The sequence below is a fragment of the Sphingopyxis soli genome, from assembly GCF_018682675.1.
Taxonomy (GTDB): Bacteria; Pseudomonadota; Alphaproteobacteria; order Sphingomonadales; family Sphingomonadaceae; genus Sphingopyxis; species Sphingopyxis soli.
In genome coordinates this window covers 26,719-45,306 of the sequence record NZ_JAFMTR010000054.1, presented here as the reverse complement: position 1 = coordinate 45,306, position 18,588 = coordinate 26,719, and the positions used below count along the sequence as shown (strand labels likewise).

The 18,588-nt window shown below is 64.5% G+C and carries 19 protein-coding genes; 14 read left to right on the top strand and 5 right to left on the bottom strand.

What is annotated here, in order from left to right; genetic code table 11:
* Nucleotides 1–43: 43 nt before the first annotated feature.
* The 4 genes from J1N50_RS07945 to J1N50_RS07930 form a co-directional block, all read right to left on the bottom strand.
* Nucleotides 44–1,255 (bottom strand): CmpA/NrtA family ABC transporter substrate-binding protein, encoded by a 1,212-nt coding sequence (locus tag J1N50_RS07945; protein WP_215352405.1) that lies wholly within the window; start codon nt 1,253–1,255, stop codon nt 44–46.
* Nucleotides 1,252–1,833, bottom strand: a complete 582-nt coding sequence (locus J1N50_RS07940) for an ANTAR domain-containing response regulator (protein ID WP_215352403.1) — start codon at nt 1,831–1,833, stop codon at nt 1,252–1,254. Before J1N50_RS07940 ends, J1N50_RS07945 begins: the two co-directional genes overlap by 4 nt.
* Before the next feature lie 134 nt (nt 1,834–1,967).
* Entirely contained in the window at nt 1,968–2,960 is a 993-nt protein-coding gene (locus J1N50_RS07935; RefSeq protein ID WP_120218029.1) for a LacI family DNA-binding transcriptional regulator, read from the bottom strand.
* A gap of 87 nt (nt 2,961–3,047) precedes the next feature.
* Entirely contained in the window at nt 3,048–4,517 is a 1,470-nt protein-coding gene (locus J1N50_RS07930) for an MFS transporter (RefSeq protein ID WP_054586757.1), read from the bottom strand.
* 129 nt (nt 4,518–4,646) lie between these two features.
* On the opposite strand from J1N50_RS07930, the gene J1N50_RS07925 reads away from it, so the two are divergent.
* The 8 genes from J1N50_RS07925 to J1N50_RS07890 all read left to right on the top strand — a co-directional run bounded on the left by J1N50_RS07925 (nt 4,647) and on the right by J1N50_RS07890 (nt 14,901).
* A complete protein-coding gene (locus J1N50_RS07925) occupies nt 4,647–6,770 on the top strand; it encodes a TonB-dependent receptor (protein WP_054586758.1) in 2,124 nt (707 codons plus the stop codon).
* A 98-nt stretch (nt 6,771–6,868) separates the two neighbouring features.
* Nucleotides 6,869–7,975, top strand: coding sequence for a glycoside hydrolase family 68 protein (locus tag J1N50_RS07920; RefSeq protein ID WP_234715714.1), 1,107 nt, complete (start codon nt 6,869–6,871; stop codon nt 7,973–7,975).
* 11 nt (nt 7,976–7,986) lie between these two features.
* A complete protein-coding gene (locus J1N50_RS07915) occupies nt 7,987–8,898 on the top strand; it encodes an ROK family protein (protein ID WP_231732801.1) in 912 nt (303 codons plus the stop codon).
* Nucleotides 8,895–10,067 (top strand): serine hydrolase domain-containing protein, encoded by a 1,173-nt coding sequence (locus J1N50_RS07910; protein ID WP_054586760.1) that lies wholly within the window; start codon nt 8,895–8,897, stop codon nt 10,065–10,067. Before J1N50_RS07915 ends, J1N50_RS07910 begins: the two co-directional genes overlap by 4 nt.
* Before the next feature lie 11 nt (nt 10,068–10,078).
* Nucleotides 10,079–11,020 (top strand): alpha/beta hydrolase, encoded by a 942-nt coding sequence (locus J1N50_RS07905; protein WP_058814412.1) that lies wholly within the window; start codon nt 10,079–10,081, stop codon nt 11,018–11,020.
* A gap of 37 nt (nt 11,021–11,057) precedes the next feature.
* Complete coding sequence (locus J1N50_RS07900; RefSeq protein WP_197715648.1) at nt 11,058–12,665, top strand: long-chain fatty acid--CoA ligase; 1,608 nt, start codon at nt 11,058–11,060, stop codon at nt 12,663–12,665.
* Between the two features lie 78 nt (nt 12,666–12,743).
* Nucleotides 12,744–13,613 carry an SGNH/GDSL hydrolase family protein gene (locus tag J1N50_RS07895; protein WP_054586763.1) on the top strand — a complete coding sequence of 290 codons (870 nt, stop codon included), beginning with the start codon at nt 12,744–12,746 and terminating at the stop codon, nt 13,611–13,613.
* A gap of 250 nt (nt 13,614–13,863) precedes the next feature.
* Nucleotides 13,864–14,901 carry an IS110 family RNA-guided transposase gene (locus J1N50_RS07890; protein WP_054586764.1) on the top strand — a complete coding sequence of 346 codons (1,038 nt, stop codon included), beginning with the start codon at nt 13,864–13,866 and terminating at the stop codon, nt 14,899–14,901.
* Between the two features lie 353 nt (nt 14,902–15,254).
* Here J1N50_RS07890 and J1N50_RS07885 read toward each other — a convergent pair whose 3' ends face one another.
* Nucleotides 15,255–15,446, bottom strand: a complete 192-nt coding sequence (locus J1N50_RS07885; protein WP_054586765.1) for a hypothetical protein — start codon at nt 15,444–15,446, stop codon at nt 15,255–15,257.
* A 293-nt stretch (nt 15,447–15,739) separates the two neighbouring features.
* Between J1N50_RS07885 and J1N50_RS07880 the strand changes: the two genes are divergently transcribed.
* The 6 genes from J1N50_RS07880 (at nt 15,740) to J1N50_RS07855 (ending at nt 18,545) form a co-directional block, all read left to right on the top strand.
* Nucleotides 15,740–16,171, top strand: a complete 432-nt coding sequence (locus J1N50_RS07880; protein ID WP_054586767.1) for a hypothetical protein — start codon at nt 15,740–15,742, stop codon at nt 16,169–16,171.
* 254 nt (nt 16,172–16,425) lie between these two features.
* Entirely contained in the window at nt 16,426–16,746 is a 321-nt protein-coding gene (locus J1N50_RS07875) for a DUF736 domain-containing protein (protein ID WP_054586768.1), read from the top strand.
* Between the two features lie 451 nt (nt 16,747–17,197).
* A complete protein-coding gene (locus tag J1N50_RS07870; RefSeq protein ID WP_164499240.1) occupies nt 17,198–17,362 on the top strand; it encodes a hypothetical protein in 165 nt (54 codons plus the stop codon).
* A gap of 123 nt (nt 17,363–17,485) precedes the next feature.
* On the top strand, nt 17,486–17,623 hold the full coding sequence (locus tag J1N50_RS07865; protein WP_158213641.1) for a hypothetical protein: 138 nt from the start codon (nt 17,486–17,488) through the stop codon (nt 17,621–17,623).
* Nucleotides 17,624–17,917 (top strand): hypothetical protein, encoded by a 294-nt coding sequence (locus J1N50_RS07860; RefSeq protein WP_054586769.1) that lies wholly within the window; start codon nt 17,624–17,626, stop codon nt 17,915–17,917.
* A 313-nt stretch (nt 17,918–18,230) separates the two neighbouring features.
* Nucleotides 18,231–18,545: a DUF736 domain-containing protein gene (locus J1N50_RS07855; RefSeq protein WP_054590053.1), complete on the top strand. Its 315-nt coding sequence runs from the start codon at nt 18,231–18,233 to the stop codon at nt 18,543–18,545.
* The last annotated feature ends 43 nt before the right edge of the window (nt 18,546–18,588 follow it).

The following is an 18,588-nucleotide window of genomic DNA, read 5'->3' as shown; positions in this document are numbered from 1 at the left end:
TGCCGCAAGGGATTATTTCGCAGGTGCAGCATAAGATAGAAAGCTAGGGGAGTTCAGCGAGATAGGCTTCGATATCGTCGGGATCGAAGGCGCGGCCGTCGAAAAAGCGGTCGCTGCCGAGCGTCAGGCGGCCTTGCGTCGAACCCGCGCCGATCGGTTCGTCGAGCCCGCCTTCGAGCTTCGAGCTCGCGCCGGGCAGGGGCGCGCCGGAGCCGGCAAGCGCGGCGCGGTAGACGTCCGGACGAAAGACGCAGCCGGCCGCGGCGGCTTCGGCATCGACGAACGCCATATAATCCCAGCGGACCATCTGCGAGTAGAGCCACGCGGCCTGGCTGCGCCACGGAAAATTGGCGGCCTCGCGATACTGGAACATGAAGTCGGGGTAGTGGATCGGTTCACCGCCGGGTACGAGCCGGATGCGGTCGGTGATTGCGCGCAATACGGCATCGCGCGGCGCGTCGAGATATTCGGGCCGAGCCAAGATGTCGGCGCTTTCTTCGGCCGCACCGGGCTCGATGAAATGCGCCGCTGCCGCATGCAGGGCGCGGACCAGCGCTTCGACCGCGTCGCGGCGTTCGCCCAGAACGGTCTCGCGCATCGCGAGCACTTTCTCGACGCCGCGGCGCCAGATCTGCGCCGTCGCCAGCGCGATGTGGCCGACCCCACGGTCGACCGCGATCGAGTTCCATGGTTCGCCGACGCAGATACCGTCTACTTCGCCGGCTGCGAGCGCGTCGGCGGCGAAGGGCGGGCTGGTGACGACGATCTCGATGTCCTGATCGGGCCGGATGCCGACGCCTGCGAGCCAGTAGCGCAGCATGTAATTGTGGCTCGAATAGCGATGGACGACGCCGAAACGCAGCGGTTTGCCAGCCGCCAGCCGCGCCTCGGCGACCTGCTTCAGCGCCGCGCCGATCCGGGCGGGGTCGCCCAGTGTGTCGGTCAGGCCGGTCTCGGCGGCTAGCTTGGCCGAGAAGGTGATCGCGTTGCCGTTGAGCCCGAGGACGAAGGGCACCGCCAGCGGCACGGGGGGGCGGTCCTTGCCGAGCGTCGTCGCGATGGCGAGCGGTGCGATCATATGCGCCGCGTCGGTGTGGCCATAGAGCAGCCGGTCGCGCACGGTTGCCCAGGTCATGTCGCGGACGAGGTCGATGGCGACGTCTTCGCGCGCCGCGAAACCAAGCTCATGCGCGAGGATCGGTAACGCCGCATCGACGAGCGGCAGGAAGCCGATGCGGAATGTCTCGGCGGTCATTCCATGTCTCCCATCAGCGCTTCGCTGGTGACGATCGCTTCGGCAATCTCCGAGATACGACGATTGGTGCGCATCGCTTGTCCGCGGAGCAGGGCATATGCCTCGGGCTCGTCGATCTGACGCCGCTTCATCAGGATCGCCTTAGCCTTGTCGATGACGCCGCGTTCGGCCAGGGCGTTCTTCGCATCGTCGAGTTCGCGTTGCAGCGACGAGAAGGCGTGGAAGCGGCGTACCGCAAGGTCGAGCACGGGCTTGATGCGCTGCTGCGACAGCCCGTCGACGACATAGGCGGAAACGCCCGCGTCGATCGCCGCGAAAGTGGCCTCGGTATCGCTTTGATCGACGAACATCGCGATAGGGCGTGCCAGCGCGCGCGACATGGCGAAGAAATCCTCGAGCAGATCGCGACTGGGGTTCTCGAGGTTGATGAGAACGACTTCGGGGGTGGCGGCCTCGATCTGCGCGACGAGCGGCCCGGCGGGATCGATGAGGATGAGATCGTCGAGCCCCGCCGCGCGCAGGCCATCGGAAATGATGGCGGCGCGCGTCGTGCTTGTATCGATGATCGCGATCCTCATGATCGCGCCCATACGCTGCAGCGCACAAATCTGCCATACACTTTGTCAACGGCGACATAATCAGCGCCTCAAGTGTCCGCTTGGCGAAATAGGTTTCCCTAAAGCCGACAGTCTCCAACCGGCCATCTGTGTTTTCAGCCGGGAGCGGATTCCCGGAGGATGAGGCTCACCGGCAGCGTCGACGAATAGGTGCCTTCCCCTTCCAGCCGTCGAAACAGATGATCGACGATCGTCGCCGCGATACCGGGGACATCTTGCCGAATGGTGGTTAGCGCCGGATGGGATTGCGAGGCGAGATCGCTGTCGTCGAAACCCACGACGGAGATGTCGTCAGGGCAGCGCATGCCTGCACTCTCAAGCGCGCGGATCGCGGACAGCGCGATGCCGTCAGAGGCCGCAAAGATGCCGTCGAATTCCACCCCCCGCGCGAGAAGATCGCGCACCGCGTCATGGGCCGAGGGTCCCGTAAAATGCGCGGGCAGGACGAAGCTCTCGTCGACCGACAGGCCATGATCGCCGATCGCCTGCCGGTAACCGTCCAGCCGGAGGTCGATCTGCGGCAGTTCGGCGGGACCGAGGAACAGGATGCGCCTGCGGCCGGATCGGAGCAAATGGTCCGTGGCAAGCCGGCCGCCCTCGAAATTGTCGGAGCCGACGGAGCAATAGATTTGATCTGGCAGTTCTGAACCGAAGACGACCAGCGGGCGGTAGTCGCGGGCCGCAAGGTTAAGGGCCTGATGCTGGTCGCTCTGCCCGACGATGATGAAGCCGTCGGCGCGCTGCGACTGAACGAGGCGCCCTAGCCAATGCGCGTCGGGCGAGGGCTCGCGCACGAGCAGGATGTCGTAGCGCCGCTGCGAAATCTCGTCGGCGAGATGTCCGAACAGGCGCAGGAAGAAGGGGTCTGAAATCAGCTGCTCGCGCTCGTGGCCAAGCGGGACCGCGACGGCGATCGTCTGCGTCTGGCTCTGGCGCAGGTTCCGCGCGGCGCGGTTCACGACATAGCCATGCTCTCTCGCCAGCGCCTGGATCGTATTTCGCGTCGCCTCGGGAATGGTGGGATGATCGGCAAGCGCCCGCGACACGGTCGACGAGGATACCCCCGCGATCCGCGCAATGTCCGTCATCTTGACTGCCCGGCCCGACTTTGGGCGCACCTTTTCCAGTTCCATTCCACTCGCCCGTCTGCGTTACGCCATCGATTGCACCGCCGATCAGGCCTGCGCAAGGTCCGGCGTCAAATTCGGTGCCGTGTTGTGATCGGCGTTGCGCGCCGCAAGGCTTTCGAGGACCGCCGCATGATGCGACCGATCGATCCTGTATCGCCGAAGAAAGGGGATGGCCGCGAGCACGACCAGCGCGCCGCCGAGGCCCCATAGGAGACCCACCGACGTGGCGATATCCGGCGGGACGATCCCGCTCGCTTTCGCCGGCGCCACGAACCCGATGAGTTGGAGACCGAGTCCGGAAAGGAAGGCACCGAGACCGGTGGCAGCCTTGGCTCCGACCATCAGCGCCGCGGCATAGAGGGCCTCGCGGCGCACGCCGAAGAGGTGATCATGCTCATCGACCGCGTCGGCGATCATCGAGTAGAAGCAGACGAAGCAGAGCGCGCCGCAGCCGCCGAAGAGCAAGCCGCTGATCGCGACGAGAACGACCGCGATCATCGACCCCGCGGGAATGACGCCGGTGACGGCGAGCAGGGTGATGACGATCTGGTAGACGCCGAGCAGCGTGATCGCGCCGACGACGCCGTCGCGCTTTTCGATGCGCCGCAGCAAGAGGCCTGCGGCGAGGGTTCCGAGCAGCATGCCGAGCGGCAGAACGAGCAGCGGCAGCTGCATATAGGCGGTCGGCAGCTCCCAGAAATAGCGGTACGCGTGAAGGTTGAGCGCCGTCGTCGCGCCCTGGCCGACCAGCACCAGCACCGCGCCGCCGAACATCGGCACGAAGGACGGATTGCGAAACAGCTGTGCCATGTCCGACAGGAAGCCGGTGCCCGTCGCCTCGCCGGGCGGCATCGGCAGCCTGCGCACGGTCTTGAAGATCCCCCCCACGCAGACCGACCCGAACCCGCCGATCAGGCAGGCGGTCATGAGCCCGAGCCACTGGTAGGGCGGCCGGGTCTGGAGCGCGCCGTCTTCGGCGAACAGGAAGCCGAAGGCGGGGAGAAGCGCGGCCGCGGTGCCCAGCACGATGAACAGGGCCCGGTAGGTGCTGATAATCGAGCGCTCGCCATAATCGTCGCTGAGTTCGGCGGTCAGCGCCGAATGAGGGAGCGCGAAAACCGACAGGCCGACACGCAGGACGATGTTGAGCGCCAGCACATAAGCGAAGAGGGCGCCGCCGGCGAGATTGGCGGGGAGCGTGAACAGCAGCGCCGAGGCGATCATCATGGGCGGAAGCGCGATCGTCATGAAGGGGAGGCGGCGGCCCCAGCGCGACCGCCAATTGTCCGAGAGCCGCCCGATGAACGGATCGAGCAACCCGTCGACGCCAAGCGAGATCAGGAAAATGCTGCCGGCGGCAGCCCCCGACATCCCGCATACGGCGGTGAGATAGAAGAGGAGGAAGGTGTTGACGATCGCCTGGACGATGGCGTCGACGGCTTGACCGCTCCCGTAATAAAGCTTCGTCGAAGTGCCGACTTTGGCGCCTTTCGGAAGGTCGGTCGGTCCTGTCATGCGTGCTCTCCACCTACATTCGTTGCCGCCGGGTAACAGAGAGTTGACAACTGCGCAATCGATTGCGTAAACCGCACGCAATCGATTGCGTATTCCATCGCGGATTCGCAGCTTATGGGGAGAGGACCTATGACACGCCGCCTGACCGCCGCCGCCTTTACCGGCATTGCACATATCGCATTGATCACTCCGGTGATGGCGCAAGATGCAGCTTCCACGACGGAAAGCAGTGACAGCGACATCGTCGTGACGGCGTCGCGCCAGGGCTCGCAGTCGCTGATCGACACGCCGCTCGCGATCCAGGCCTTCAGCGGCGAGCAGCTCGAAGAGCGCGGAATCCGCGAGACGACCGATCTTGTGAACTCGATCCCGGGTGCTTCGCCGGGCGAACAGGTCGGCTCGGTGATCAAGACCTTCTCGCTGCGCGGCGTGGGAGCCGCGGGCGGCATCGGCGACTCGCCGATCGGCTACTATATCGACGACGTTCCCTTCGCGATTCCCAATTCGCCGATCGCGCCGCCGCTCCGCTTCATCGATATCGACCGCATCGAGGTCCTGCGCGGGCCGCAGGGTACACTCTATGGGCAGGGTTCGGCAGGGGGCACGATCATCTACCATACGCGCGAGCCCGATCTCGACAATTTCGAGATGCGCGGCGAGGCGACGATCGCGAAGATGGATGATGCGAGCGCGCTGAACTACGGGGTGTCGGCAGCGATCTCGGTGCCGCTGATCAAGGATCGGCTCGCGATCCGCATCAGCGGCGGCTATGACAAGCGTGCCGGCTATGTCGATATCTTCAGCGAGACGCCGGCGACCGGTGGGCCGTCGTTCAAGAATGCCAACGACGTCACCAACCGCGACGTGCGGGCGGTCCTGCTCTGGCAGCCGACCGACGCGCTGCGCATCCGGGCGCAGGCCGCGCACTGGGAACCGCGCCAGAATTATACGCAGAGCATCAACCAGCTTGAGCCTGCCCAGCAGTGGTTCAGCGGAACCACGCGCGGATATGAGAACGGGAATTTCGATCTCTACAGCGTGTCGGTCGAATATGACGCCGGCGCCGCGATCCTCAGCAGTTCGACCAGCTATCTCGATGCCGAATATGGCTATCTGACCGGACAGACCTTCGGACCGCTCGGCACCGGCGCGCTCTTCAACGGTTATGATGCGCGCAGCTTCGCGCAGGAAATCCAGCTTCGCTCGAACGGCGATGGTCCGTTCCACTGGCTGGTCGGCGGTTTCTACCAGAATGCTAAGGCGCTCTTCAGCTTCGATGCCAACTTGACCGCGCTCACCATCAGTGGGTTCAACGATACGCGGACCCGCAACTATTCCGCTTTCGGCGAAATCAGCTACGATCTGTTCGGCGGCAAGCTCGTGCCGCTGGTCGGCATCCGCTATTACAAGGACAATCGACGCTTCGATGCGGACTCGATCCTGACCGGAACGGGCTCGGGGCAAACCAAACCCGACAAGGTGACGTGGCGCGCGAACCTTTCCTGGTTCCCGACCGACGATCTGACCGCCTTCGTGACGGTCAGCACGGGATTCCGGAGCGGCATTACCCAGACGCCGTTCCAGGCCTCGCTGGTCGAGGCCTCGGGAATTCCGTCCTCGATCGCGCTCGCTCCCGATACGCTCACCAACTATGAGGCGGGCATCAAGGCGAAGCTCGCCGACGGCCGCGTCCAGCTCGGGCTCAACGTCTACCGCATCGACTTCAAGGATCTGCAATTCGGTCTCACGCCGTTCGGCGTTTCCGCGTTCGCGAACGTCGGCAAAGCCCGCACGACGGGGGTCGATCTCGAAGCGCGGTGGCGCACCCCGATCGATGGCCTCAATCTCGGCGCGGTCGCCAACTGGAACGACAGCGAATTCCGCGACATCTATCCCGCCGTCACCGCCTCGCTTCCCAACGTCGCCAATGGCGAGCGCCTCTCGAGCACAGCGAAGTATAATTATCGTCTCGATGCCGATTTCGAGCGGCCGCTCGGCAGCGGCGACCTGCGCTTCTTCCTCAACGGTGCGGCCAGCCGCACCAGCAGCCGGGTCATGTACGACGGCTATGTCGTCCGGCCCTACTCGCTCTACAATGCCAGTGCGGGAATCCGCACGGACCGCTGGGAACTTTCGATCTTCGGCGAGAATCTCGCCGACGAACGCGGTCCGTCTTTCGTTCGCAACAGTCTGCTGCTCGCCGGACCTTATCCGCGCACCATCGGCCTGCGCTTGCGCACCACCATCGATTGATCAGGAGGGGCGAGCGCAGCGGCGCTCGCCCCCTCATTTGATTCCGATGTTCGACGGCGCGTCCGTCCGGTTTTCGAATATTTGAGAGTGAAATTATCATGATGGTTCCGGCTCGCTGGACGGGTGATCATATCGAGGCGATCGACGCAGCGCCCGTTCTGCGGGCGCCGCTGCTCAGCGAGGAAGATTTCGCACCGATCGCTCCCGATCTCGGCGTCTGGGACGCCTGGCCTGTGCAGGACGAGGCCGGAAAGCCGATCATCCTGGCCGGTGGCAGGCAGCTGTGGATGGCACTCGGCGCGCCGCGCTTCGCCGACCCGGACGAGCGCCACGGGCATGCACGCATCCACCTGCTGCTGCACAGCGCGGAAGGATGGCGGCACCTCGGGCCGGCCATGCCAGACGGCTTTTCACCCGGTAGCCGCGAATGGTCGGGGTCGGCCGTCGCTTCCGCGGACCTTGCGACCGTCGCCCTATATTTTACCGCTACCGGGCGTCGCGGCGAGCAGATTTTGACCTTCGAGCAGCGTTTATTTTCAGCGTTGGCGACGCTCGACCTGTCGGGCGAGGCACCCAGGCTTGGCGATTGGCGCGAGCTGGAAGAAATCGTCCCGATCGACCTCGAGCATTATATGTCCACCTGCGGCGGCCCGAGCGAGGTTGGGAAGATCAAGGCGTTCCGCGATCCGGCCTTCTTCCGTGATCCGGCGGGAGGCGATGATTATCTGCTGTTCGCGGGATCGCAGGCGCGCTCGCGGTCCGAATATAACGGCGTCATCGGAATTGTTCGCCGACAATGCGGCGAGCAGGGCTGGACCCTCCTTCCGCCGATCGTCAGCGCAGACACGCTCAACAACGAACTCGAGCGACCGCACATCATTTTCCACGCCGGCCTTTATTATCTCTTCTGGTCGACGCAGCGTCATGTTTTTGCGCCGTCGGGGCCTGCCGGCCCGACCGGGCTCTACGCAATGGTATCCCCCGCGCTCTTCGAGGGCTGGCGCCCGGTCAATGGTAGCGGGCTGGTGTTCGCCAATCCCGAAGCCGCGCCGGCGCAGGCCTATAGCTGGTTCGTACTGCCCGACTTGTCCGTCACGAGCTTTGTCGATGACTGGAGCGGCGGCGATGACCGGAACTTCGGCGGCGCGTTTGCGCCGTTCGTTCATCTGTGGCTGGCAGGCGACAAGGCAGGGATCGCGCGATAGCTATGGTCCCTATGAAGACAATCGCCGGCATCGAACTGGGGGGGACGAAAGCGCTGGCTGTCCTTGCCCGCGGGAGCGAAATTCTGGCGAGCGCGCGATTTGCGACGACGACGCCAAATGAAACGCTCGGCGCCCTCGTCGACACGCTCGAAGGGTGGAAGCGGCGCGAAGGATTTGCCGCGCTCGGAATAGCTTCTTTCGGTCCGCTGCGGCTTGATCCGGGTGCAACGGATTTTGGCACAATGCTCGCCACGCCCAAGGCAGGCTGGAGCGGAGCCGATATCGCGGGTGCGCTGGGCGCGGTCGCGGATTGCCCGTGGCGTATCGATACCGACGTCAATGCCGCGGCCCTTGCCGAATGGCGCTGGGGCGCTGGACAGGGCCTCGACAGCCTCTGCTATCTGACGCTCGGCACCGGCGTCGGCGGGGGCTTGCTGCTCGGAGGGCGCCCCGTGCACGGGGCGCTCCATCCCGAGATCGGGCATCTCCGATTGCGGCGCGCAAACGGCGACGAGTTTTCGGGTAGCTGCCCGTTTCATGGCGACTGCATCGAGGGCCTGTTGTCGGGTCCTGCGCTGCAGGCGCGGTTCGGCAGGGCGGGCGAGGAAATACGGGCAGATGATCCGCGCTGGTCGTTTGTCGCGCACGACCTGGCCCAGCTGATCGGTGCTCTTCTGCTGGTAACGAGCCCGCAGAAAATCCTGATAGGCGGCGGGATCGGCATGGGCCGCTCCTTTCTGCTCGAACGCGCCTGGCAGCATGTCGTCGCGGACCTGGCTGGCTATCTTCCCTTCGTCCCGGGCGACGCGGCCGAAGATCTGGTCACGCTTCCGGCGCTCGGAGACCGGGCCGGGCCGCTTGGCGCCGTCGCGCTCGGCGAAGCCGTGTTGATCGATGCCCGAACCAAGGAGGGAAAATTTTGACCAACCGTTCCCAAATTCAGGGCACCGTCGATCCGCAATTCGCGGCGTGCCGCGACGCATTCGAAGCGAACTTCCAGGAGGGCGGCGAACGCGGGGCCGCCTGCGCCATCTATCGTGACGGCCAGCCGGTGCTCGATCTCTGGGGCGGCTCGGCAGATGCCAGCGATCAAACCCCCTGGTATCGCAATACCGCCGTCCCCGTTTTCTCGGTCACCAAGGGAATATCGGCACTGTGCGTCCTGTCGCAGGTCTCGAACGGCAGGATCGATCTCGATCTGCCGCTCGCGCACTACTGGCCCGAGTTCGCGGCGCACGGCAAGGGCGATATCAGTGTCCGCAAGGCGCTCGCACATCAGGCTGGCGTTCCCCTGATAAGCGGACCGATCACGATCGCAGGCCTGGCCGATATAGCCGCGATGGCAGCAAGGCTTGCGGCGGAAGCTCCGCTGTTCGAACCGGGCACGGCACACGCCTATCATGCGATCACCGTGGGCTGGATCACGTCGGAACTGATGCGGCGGGTGACCGGCCAGACCATCGGAGAATGGTTCCGCGCCAATCTTGCTGGGCCGTTGGAACTCAACATACAGATTGGCCGCAGCGGCGACGCGCAGTCGCCCATTGCCGCCGTCGAGGTTCCGGCCGAATATGACACGCCCGAACTTGACCCGTCATCGATCGCAGCGCGCGCGATATCGCTGAATGGCCTTTTCCCCGCGCGGATGAGCGGTCTCGCCGACGCCATGAACGATCCCGCCGTGCAGCGCGTCGAACTGGCGGGCGCAAATGGTGTCGCCGACGCGCGCTCGCTCGCGCGGCTCTATTCGAAGGCGATCGGTAGCGTCGGCCAGGCTCCGCTTGTTTCGGAGGATTGCCTTCGCGACGCCTGTCGTACCGTGTCTTCGGGAACGCCTTTCGGTCAGGACTTCGCCGGTCCGACCTGGGGCGCGGGCCTCATGCTGCCATGGGCGATCCAGCCGATGCTCGGCGAGGGATCGTTCGGCCATGACGGGGCGGGGGGCTCGCTCGCCTTTGCCCACCCATCCTCGGGTGTCAGCTTTGCCTATGTCCGCAACCGCACCGGCCAACCCGGCGTCAGGGACCCACAAGTGTACCGCGTCGTCGATGCGCTGGCGCGCATCCTCGGCCTTTCCATTCCAACTTATTGACGGAGTTTATCGTGGCGCTCGACCCAGTATTGCAGCAACTTGTCGACCAACTGCCTTCCGTGCCGCCGGGGCCCGTCGACTATCCGACGCTTCGGGCGCAGGCTGCCGCGATGATCCCGATGATCGTTGGGCCGGGCGGCCGCATAGACGTTGCTTCGATCGAAGACCGGCAGATCGAAACGCGCGACGCCAAGGTCCCACTCCGGATTTACCGTCCATCGACCGAGCCGACGGGGACGCTGCACTATATTCACGGCGGCGGCTGGGCCATCGGCGACCTCGACACCGTCGATCATACCATCCGCCGGCTATGCCGGGATCTCTCGATGGTGGTGGTGGCCAGCAGCTATCGTCTCGCCCCCGAGCATCCCTTCCCGGCGGGATTTGACGACAGCCTCGCGGCCGCGCGCTGGATTGCCGCCAATCGGTCGTCCCTCGGCGGTGATAGTTTGCCAGCGATCATCGGCGGCGATAGCGCCGGCGGCAATCTAGCGGCCGCAATCTGCATCGCTATGCGCGACGAGCCCCAAGAGGGACGGCCCTTTGATGCACAGCTCCTGCTCTACCCGGCCGTCGACCTCGACGCCGGCGAGAATGACTATCCGTCCCGCGTTCGCGACGCTGATCCGACGCTCCGCCGCGCGAGTCTGACGGTGTGTGTCGCCGATTATGCGCAGGGCGCCGACACCGCCGATCCGCGCCTTTCGCCTCTCAAGGCAGACGATCTCTCGCGCTTGCCGCGTGCGTTGACGGTCGTCCTATCGGTCGATCCGCTGCGCGACGAGGCCGTTGCCTACGCCGGACGCCTGCGAGATGCGGGGGTTCGCTCCGAACTCCTGGAGTTCGATCATCTGACGCATGGTTTCGTGCATTTTGCCGGGATCATACCGGCTGCCGCCGAGGCGACCGATGAGGTCGTCGCGCGGCTGCAAGCTTTGCTGGCGAATGGGTAGACTGCGGCTGGCCGCGATCAGGTTGAGGACATGCTAGATGACAATCCCGGGTTTGATGCAGAACCTGCCGCTCAACATTTCGCAGATATTGCGCTTTGCAGCGACAGCGCACGGCGATCGCGAGATCGTATCGAAGGACTGCGACGGCAAGCTCTTTCGTTACGATTATGCGGGTGCGCTCTCGCGAGCGGCGGCGGGGGCCGAGTGGCTCATGAGCCTCGGGCTCGAACCGGGGGACCGGATCAGCTCGCTCGCTTGGAATACGCACCGGCATTTCGAACTGTTTTTTGCTGCGCCCGGGAAGGGGCTTGTTCTCCACACCGCCAATCCGAGGCTCCCGGACGAACATATCGCATTTACGATCAACCATGCCGAAAGCCGGGTGCTTCTCTATGACGCCAATCTGCACGAGATCGTCGAGCGGCTGAAACCCGCGCTCCATACGATCGAGCATTTCGTGATGCTGACCGGGGATGACTATGATCGGCGCATCGCTGAATTTTCCGGGACAACCCTTTGGCCCGACCTCGAGGAGAACAGCGGGGCCTTTCTCTGCTACACATCGGGCACCACCGGCGATCCGAAGGGCGTGCTCTACTCGCACCGCTCGGTGGTGCTGCACGCGCTTGTCGCCGGTCTGTCGGGCGCGCTCGGTTTCTCTGCCTTCGACGTGATCTTGCCGTGCCAGTCGCTCTATCACGCGACGGCCTGGGGCCTCCCATTCGCGGGAGCGATTAACGGAGCGAAGTTCGTATTTCCGTGCGACAAATTCGACGGAGCGAGCCTGCAAGAGCTGATCAAGTCCGAGGGCGTCACCTTCTCGGGCGGCGTGCCGACAATCTGGACCATGTATCTCGATCACCTCGCCCGCACGGGCGAGGACACGGGGACGCTCGAGCGTGTCGTGATTGGCGGGTCGGCCGTGCCGCGCGCGATGGCGGAGACGTTCGAGACCCAATATGGCGTCAAGGTTCGCCAGATCTGGGGCATGACCGAGATGTCGCCGCTCGGCGTGCTCGCAACGCCGACGCCCAAGGTTGCAGCGCTAGGCCATGATGAAATGAACGACATCATCTGGACGCGGCAAGGCCGGCTCCAGTTCGGCGTCGAGCTCAAGATTGTCGACGATGATGGTCAGGACTTGCCGCACGACGGTGTCGCGGCAGGCAACGTGCTCGTCCGTGGGCCTTGGGTTCTGGAACGGTATTACCGGCAGTCGGTCAGTGCGCTCGACGCCGACGGATGGTTCGATACCGGCGACATCGCCACTGTAGATGCGAATGGCTTTATGCGCATCACCGACCGGAAGAAGGACGTCATCAAATCGGGCGGCGAATGGATCAGTTCGATTGACATCGAAAATGTCGCCGTCGCTTGCCCCGGCGTCAAAATCGCGGCCGTTGTCGGCGTGTTTCATCCCAAGTGGGAGGAACGGCCGCTCCTCGTCATCGAGCGCATGCCCGAATCCGTCTTGGATGAGGAGGCTGTTCGGGCCTGGCTCGAGCCCAGGCTTGTGCGCTGGTGGCTGCCCGACCGGGTCATTTTCGACTACATTCCGCTCACCGCTACGGGCAAAATCGACAAGAAGGCTTTGCGCGGACGTTACGCGGATTGTCTTTCGGTCGCTCCGCTATCAGCAGCCTAGGCGCGTCCGAGGTCGCCGTCGCACGTGTCGCGCCGCCCTATGACGAACGAACATCCGGTATTGGCGAAAGAACCGAGCATGCCCCGCGGTCTGAAACGATCGATTGTTGGAGCGGCGTTGTTACTCGCGCTGGGCGCGACGGCGGTCCTTGGGATCATGATGTATCAAGGCCATCGCAAGCCGGTCGGAAACCCTGAATATGTCGCCTTGGGAAGTTCGTTCGCCGCGGAACTCGGTCTGGGCGAGTTGGCGCCGGGCGCTCCGTTAGCATGCCAGCGGAGTGTCAACGGCTATCCCCAACAGCTTGCGCGGTCTGCCGGTCTATCGCTCGTCGACATGAGCTGTTCGGGCGCGACCGTCAAACATCTGGTGGGTGGCGGACAGTTTTTCCAAGGCCCGCAGATCGCGCCGATCAACGCAAACACCCGGCTGGTAACCCTCACCGTCGGCGGAAACGACATTGGCTACATCGGAAGTCTCGTCTCGGCCGGCTACCGCAATCGCGGCGGTATCATGCGCTGGCTCACAGCCATGTCGGGTGGCGAAACATACCCCGAGCAACAAGATTTCATTGCCGTGCAAAACGAAATCGTGGCGACCATTGCGGCGATACGCCGGCGGTCGCCCAAAGCGCTGGTCGTTGTGGTCACCTATCCACCGGTTTTGCCTGAAAATGGCACGTGCGACGCACTGCACCTCACGCAGCAGCAAGTCAGGTCGTCGCTCGGAGTGGCCGCGAGATTGGCAGAAGCGACGAGGAAAACCGCTCACCAGAGCGGCGCAGTGTTGGTTGACATGGCGACGATCGGAAGCGGCCATGATGCATGCTCAGCGCAACCTTGGACCTACGATCTCGCCCCGCCGGAAGGCGCATCCTTTCATCCGACCAGGGCTGGAGCAGCGGCGACGGCGGAGCAGATAGAGCATATACTGACATCGCGTATGTAGTCAGGACAGTGCGCCGCAAGAGCGTCGTTCAACCGCTAGATGCCGACTAATTCCTGTCCGAAAAAGCGTTTTGCGGATGTCGGTTACACAGGACCGCTTGCATTATTCATTGCCATCATTTGTCGATGTTGTGCGTCAGCTAAGCCAAGCTTCCTCTTCAAAGCGGATGAGGTGGATGGCTCCCGCTCACGGCATCTAGGTGCCAAGATGGGTTGCTGTCATGCAAACCCGAGCAGAGGAGCCATCCGCCATGGAGATTACCACGATCGGCCTGGATCTGGCCAAGAATGTTTTTCAGGTTCACGCAGTTGATGCAGCGGGCGATGTCGTTGTGCGCAAGACGCTTCGTCGTGCGCAGCTTCTGCCGTTCGTTGCGAAGACGGGGCCGTGCCTGGTCGGCATCGAGGCCTGCGGGACGTCGCACCATTGGGCACGCGAGCTGGTCGCGCTCGGGCACGAGGTGCGGCTGATGCCGCCTGCCTACGTCAAGCCTTACGTGAAGCGCGGGAAGAATGATGCTGTCGATGCGGAAGCAATCTGTGAAGCGGTCACGCGTCCGACAATGCGCTTCGTTGCGGTGAAGTCGCGCGAGCAGCAGGCGGCGCTGGCACTGCATCGAAGCCGCAGCTTGCTCGTCGGTCAGCGAACGCAGCTGATAAACATGATCCGAAGTCTGCTCGCAGAGTTTGGGATCGTCATCCCGGAAGGGCGGGATCGAGCGCTGGTCCTGGCACGGCAGATCGTCGACAGCGAGCGCACCCCGGAGGTGCCCGACGACGCAGCAATGATCGTCGGGATGCTCTCGCAGCAAGCACTCGATATCCATGCGCGACTTCACGCGATTGAGCTTCGGCTGGCAGTTCTCCAGCGTAGCGACGAGGTCGCGCAGCGCCTGTCGACGATCCCTGGTATCGGCCCGGTCGGCGCAACGGCTTTGGCGGCGTCGGTCAGCGATCCTCACCAGTTCCGTTCTGGCCGGCAGTTCGCCGCCTGGCTCGGGCTCACGCCGCTGCAAAAGTCGAGCGGCGGTAAGGAGCGGCTAGGACGGATCAGCAAGATGGGGGATAAATATCTGCGCCGACTGCTGGTCATAGGCGCGACCTCATTGGTCCGCCGCGCGAAATACAAGCCTGACACGGCAGACCCGCGCCTTGTCGCCCTGCTGGCCCGCAAGCCGGTGAGGGTCGCCACGGTCGCCATGGCGAACAAGATGGCCCGGATCGCTTGGGCGCTCATGACGCGCGGGCAAGTTTATCAGCGCCATCATGCCCCGATGCTGGCAGGATAATAGAAGGAGCTTGGCTGAGGAGATCAGCCTTACGATGTTGTAAGCGCGATGCGATGTGATGGCGATACCGGTCAGACCGGGAGCCGGGACAACCCATGGACAGTCAAAGGCGCTATAGCCTGATAAGCCGATCGGGACCCGGTTCGCGGACTCCATCAGGGCCAGCAGTCCCTACCGACTGCATCAACAGGCCGGACAGACGACTGCAACCGACCAGAACGCCGAACGTCAATTTATGCTTGCAACGCGGGAGCCATCCACAGAAGACCGTCTCCTTCCGGCCACTAGCAGTCGCACGCTCGTGGCTTTCGCGAATCCCGATACATCTCTACGGCACACGCATGGCTACAAGATCAACAACGGCAGAACGTGTCGAGGCGCTGGTCCGGCGCATGGACGGAACGCCACTCTGCGACGAATGCATCGCGGATCGGCTCGATCTCTCGTCCGTTGCGCAGGCCGGCACCGCAACGCAGGCTGCCGGCGGTGCTCGCGGCTTCGAATTGTTGAAAGCCCCATGCGGCCTGTGCGGCGAACCGCGACACGTCATTCGCTCCAAGAGTTGAACGCCGGGCAGTTGCCGCTGCCGGATCGAGCGCGGCTCGATTGGGCGTGCTCTGGCGCCGGCACGCGGCGCCAGGGGCCGCGCGATGTTCTGGCCGCGCAGCGCACTTGGCTCGCCATCCTTGCCGGGCGGCGGCTGGCCCCCAAGCCCGCGCGCACGCCGCCCGGCGGCGGGCTCGCCAAGAGCGCGTTTCTTGTGGGCGCTTCGCGCCATCCTTTGGCGCTTGGGTCGGTTTGGGCGTTTGAATCGGTCGATCCTCAGCGTTAGGGCGGGTTGATGTTCGCTCTGTTCCTGCTCGCCTCGGTCGTTCCGTCCGGCCAGTCCTTCACATGTACTCCGCTCGCAGTGTGGGACGGCGACGGGCCGATCTGGTGCGCCGAAGGGCCGCATGTCCGTCTCTCGGGCGTCGCGGCGCGCGAGATGGATGGCAGCTGCAGCGCAGGCCATCCCTGTCCCGATGCCGACCCCATAGCGGCGCGCGATCATCTCGCCCGTCTGCTGGGGGAGCCGCAGGGGCGGAACCGGACGGGCCATATTCTTGTTCGCGGGCCGGCCATGCGCTGTGTGTCGCGCGGCGGGGCCGGCGGCACCCGTACCGCCGCCTTCTGCACGTCGCCCCGCTCGGGCGATGTCTCCTGCGCGATGGTCCGCAGCGGTCTCACGGCGCAGTGGGCCAAATATTGGGGCTCGCATCGCTGCGACTGATCGAACGGAATCGGGAGCGGTAGTTGGGAGTGGCCCGCCAATTCTGTCGGTGCCCGTCCCTCGATGGCCGTGAGGGCATTTGTCTCCGTCGCTCGAGGCCTGTCCCTTCCTGTCGCCCTTCTGCGGGCCCGGCTCGCCTCTGGCCGTCAACCCCATGCGGGGTTCGCCCTCGCGTGCCGCTCGGTGACGGCAGCTCGCGGTCCCTTCTTCCGGCGCCATCGGGAAAGTCCCCGAGCAACCGAAGGAGAAAGTTCATGCCCACCATCGCCAATCTCCACGTCAAGGCCGACGGCAGCTTCGAAGGTACGCTGGCCACCCTCAACGTCACCGCGCCGATCGCGATCGTGCCGAATGGCCGCAAGATCAAGGAAAACGAGCCTGATTATCGCATCCTCAGCCGCAAGAACGGATTCGAACTGGGCGCCGGTTGGAAGCGCTTCTCGCAGAGCAACGGCGCCGAATATGTGTCGGTGACGATGTCGGCCCCCGAATTCGGGACCATCTACGGCAATGTCGCCAACGCCCCTGGCGACGACCCGATGAAAAAGGTCATCATCTGGAACCCGCCGGCCTGACGGGATCCCCGGCTCCGCCTTCGGGCGGAGCCGATCGCTGCAAGACATCGAAGGGCGGTCCGACGGGCCGTCCTTTTTGTGCTGCCATAAGGCGGGGGGTACCGGGCTTCCTTCCCGTGTATTCGTTCCTGCGCTTTTCGTTCCGGTCGGTTGGAACAGGACGGACGGTGCGCCGCGCTATGGCGCCATTGGAAGCTCGGTGGGGCCGGGACGGGGCCGTGCGGCTGGGGCGGGGAAGGCGTGGGGCTCTGCCGCATGGGAGCGGGCCATTCCCGCTCTCAATTGCCGCTGATCCCTTGGCCGAGGCCAGGCCTCCTTCAATCAACCCGCTTCGGGGTCCCCACGCTTCGCTCGGGCCGCGGCTGCGCTCGCGGTGATTGCGGCCTGTCCCCGTCCGGCGGGGCGCCTGTCGAGCGGGAATGGCCCGCTCCCAAGGACAGGAGTTGATCCCATGCCGCTTACCACCGCCCAATCGCTCGGCTGGAACCTCGCCCGGACGATGATGACCGTAATCATCCTCGTCGAGACCGGCGCCGGCTATTCGGTCATGCCGCTCGACGAGTTCGACGGCGACCCCGAAACGATCGTCTGCGAATATGACCCGTTCGCCCGCTAACCTCCGGGGATTACGTCCAACTTGGTTCCGGTTCGGGTTCAACCCCGAGCCGGCCTTTGCTATGTCCTTATTGCAGGTTGCGCTGAGGAGGTGGTGGCGGGCGCGTCCGGATGGAGGACGGTCATGACTCTGATGCTGATCCTGGGCGGCGTAGCCATAGTCTACGCCCTGCTCCTGCTCCTTCGCTGTGCGAAATACGCGTTGCCGCTCTTTACCGGCCTCGCGCTTGCCTTCTATCTGCGCGATCATGGCTTTGGCTGAATGACGATATTGGCCGCGGGATTGCTGGCGGGATTTTCGGTCCACGCGTTCGGTCGGTACGTCGCTGGCAGTAGTGCGCCCTTTGCTGTTCGCTTCTGCGTCGTCTTGCTGTTCGCCGGCACGGCCGCGGCTGCAGGATATCAGGCGGGCGGCGCGCTTGCGGAGCTGGCCGACCTCGAGCCATGGGCTGATCGCGGCATTTCCGTCCTTGTCGCCATCCTCACCGGGCTCGCCAGTTGGCGCGATCTGGTGCTGCCGGGGAATGGCATCGCGCGAGCGGAGTTGCAGGCCTAGGTCTTCATTGCCCTTCGCTATCGCCGACTTGCTTGTCGACCGGGCGACACATCCCTCCGCCGAGCCGCATCATCACGGCCTCTCGAAATGCGCCATCTGTCGGCGGGCCGCTTCGCTGATCCGGCCTCGCGCAACCGCGCCGGTCGCGACTTTCTTCCCCCGGCGTGCCGCCGTTCCTCGCGAAACAAGAAAGACGCGCCGGCGCGGTCCTCCGCTTCGCTGCGGGCCTGCGGCTGCCCGCCCGGCCCCCCGCCGACGGTCGATGCGCATCGAGGCCGCGATGGTGCGGCCCGAGCCAAGGAAGGAATGCATCATGGCCAGGATCGGCACGTTCAAGAAAGTCTCCGGCGAATATCGGGGTCAGATCACCACCCTCTCGGTGCAGGCGAAATCGGTTCGCATCACGCCCGAGAAAGACCCCAGCGGCAATGCTCCGAGCCACCGTGTCTTCATCGGCGATGTCGAGGTCGGTGCGGCCTGGGAGAAGCTGACGCAGGATCAGCGCCCCTACCTCTCGGTCAAGCTCGACGATCCGAGCTTCACCGCGCCGATCTTCGCACAGCTCTTCGCGGGCGAAGATGGCGAGCACGACCTCGTCTGGAGCCGCCAGACGCGGCGCGGCGACTGAGCCGCAGGACCCGCCCGGCGCCGCCGGGCGGGATACCCATTTA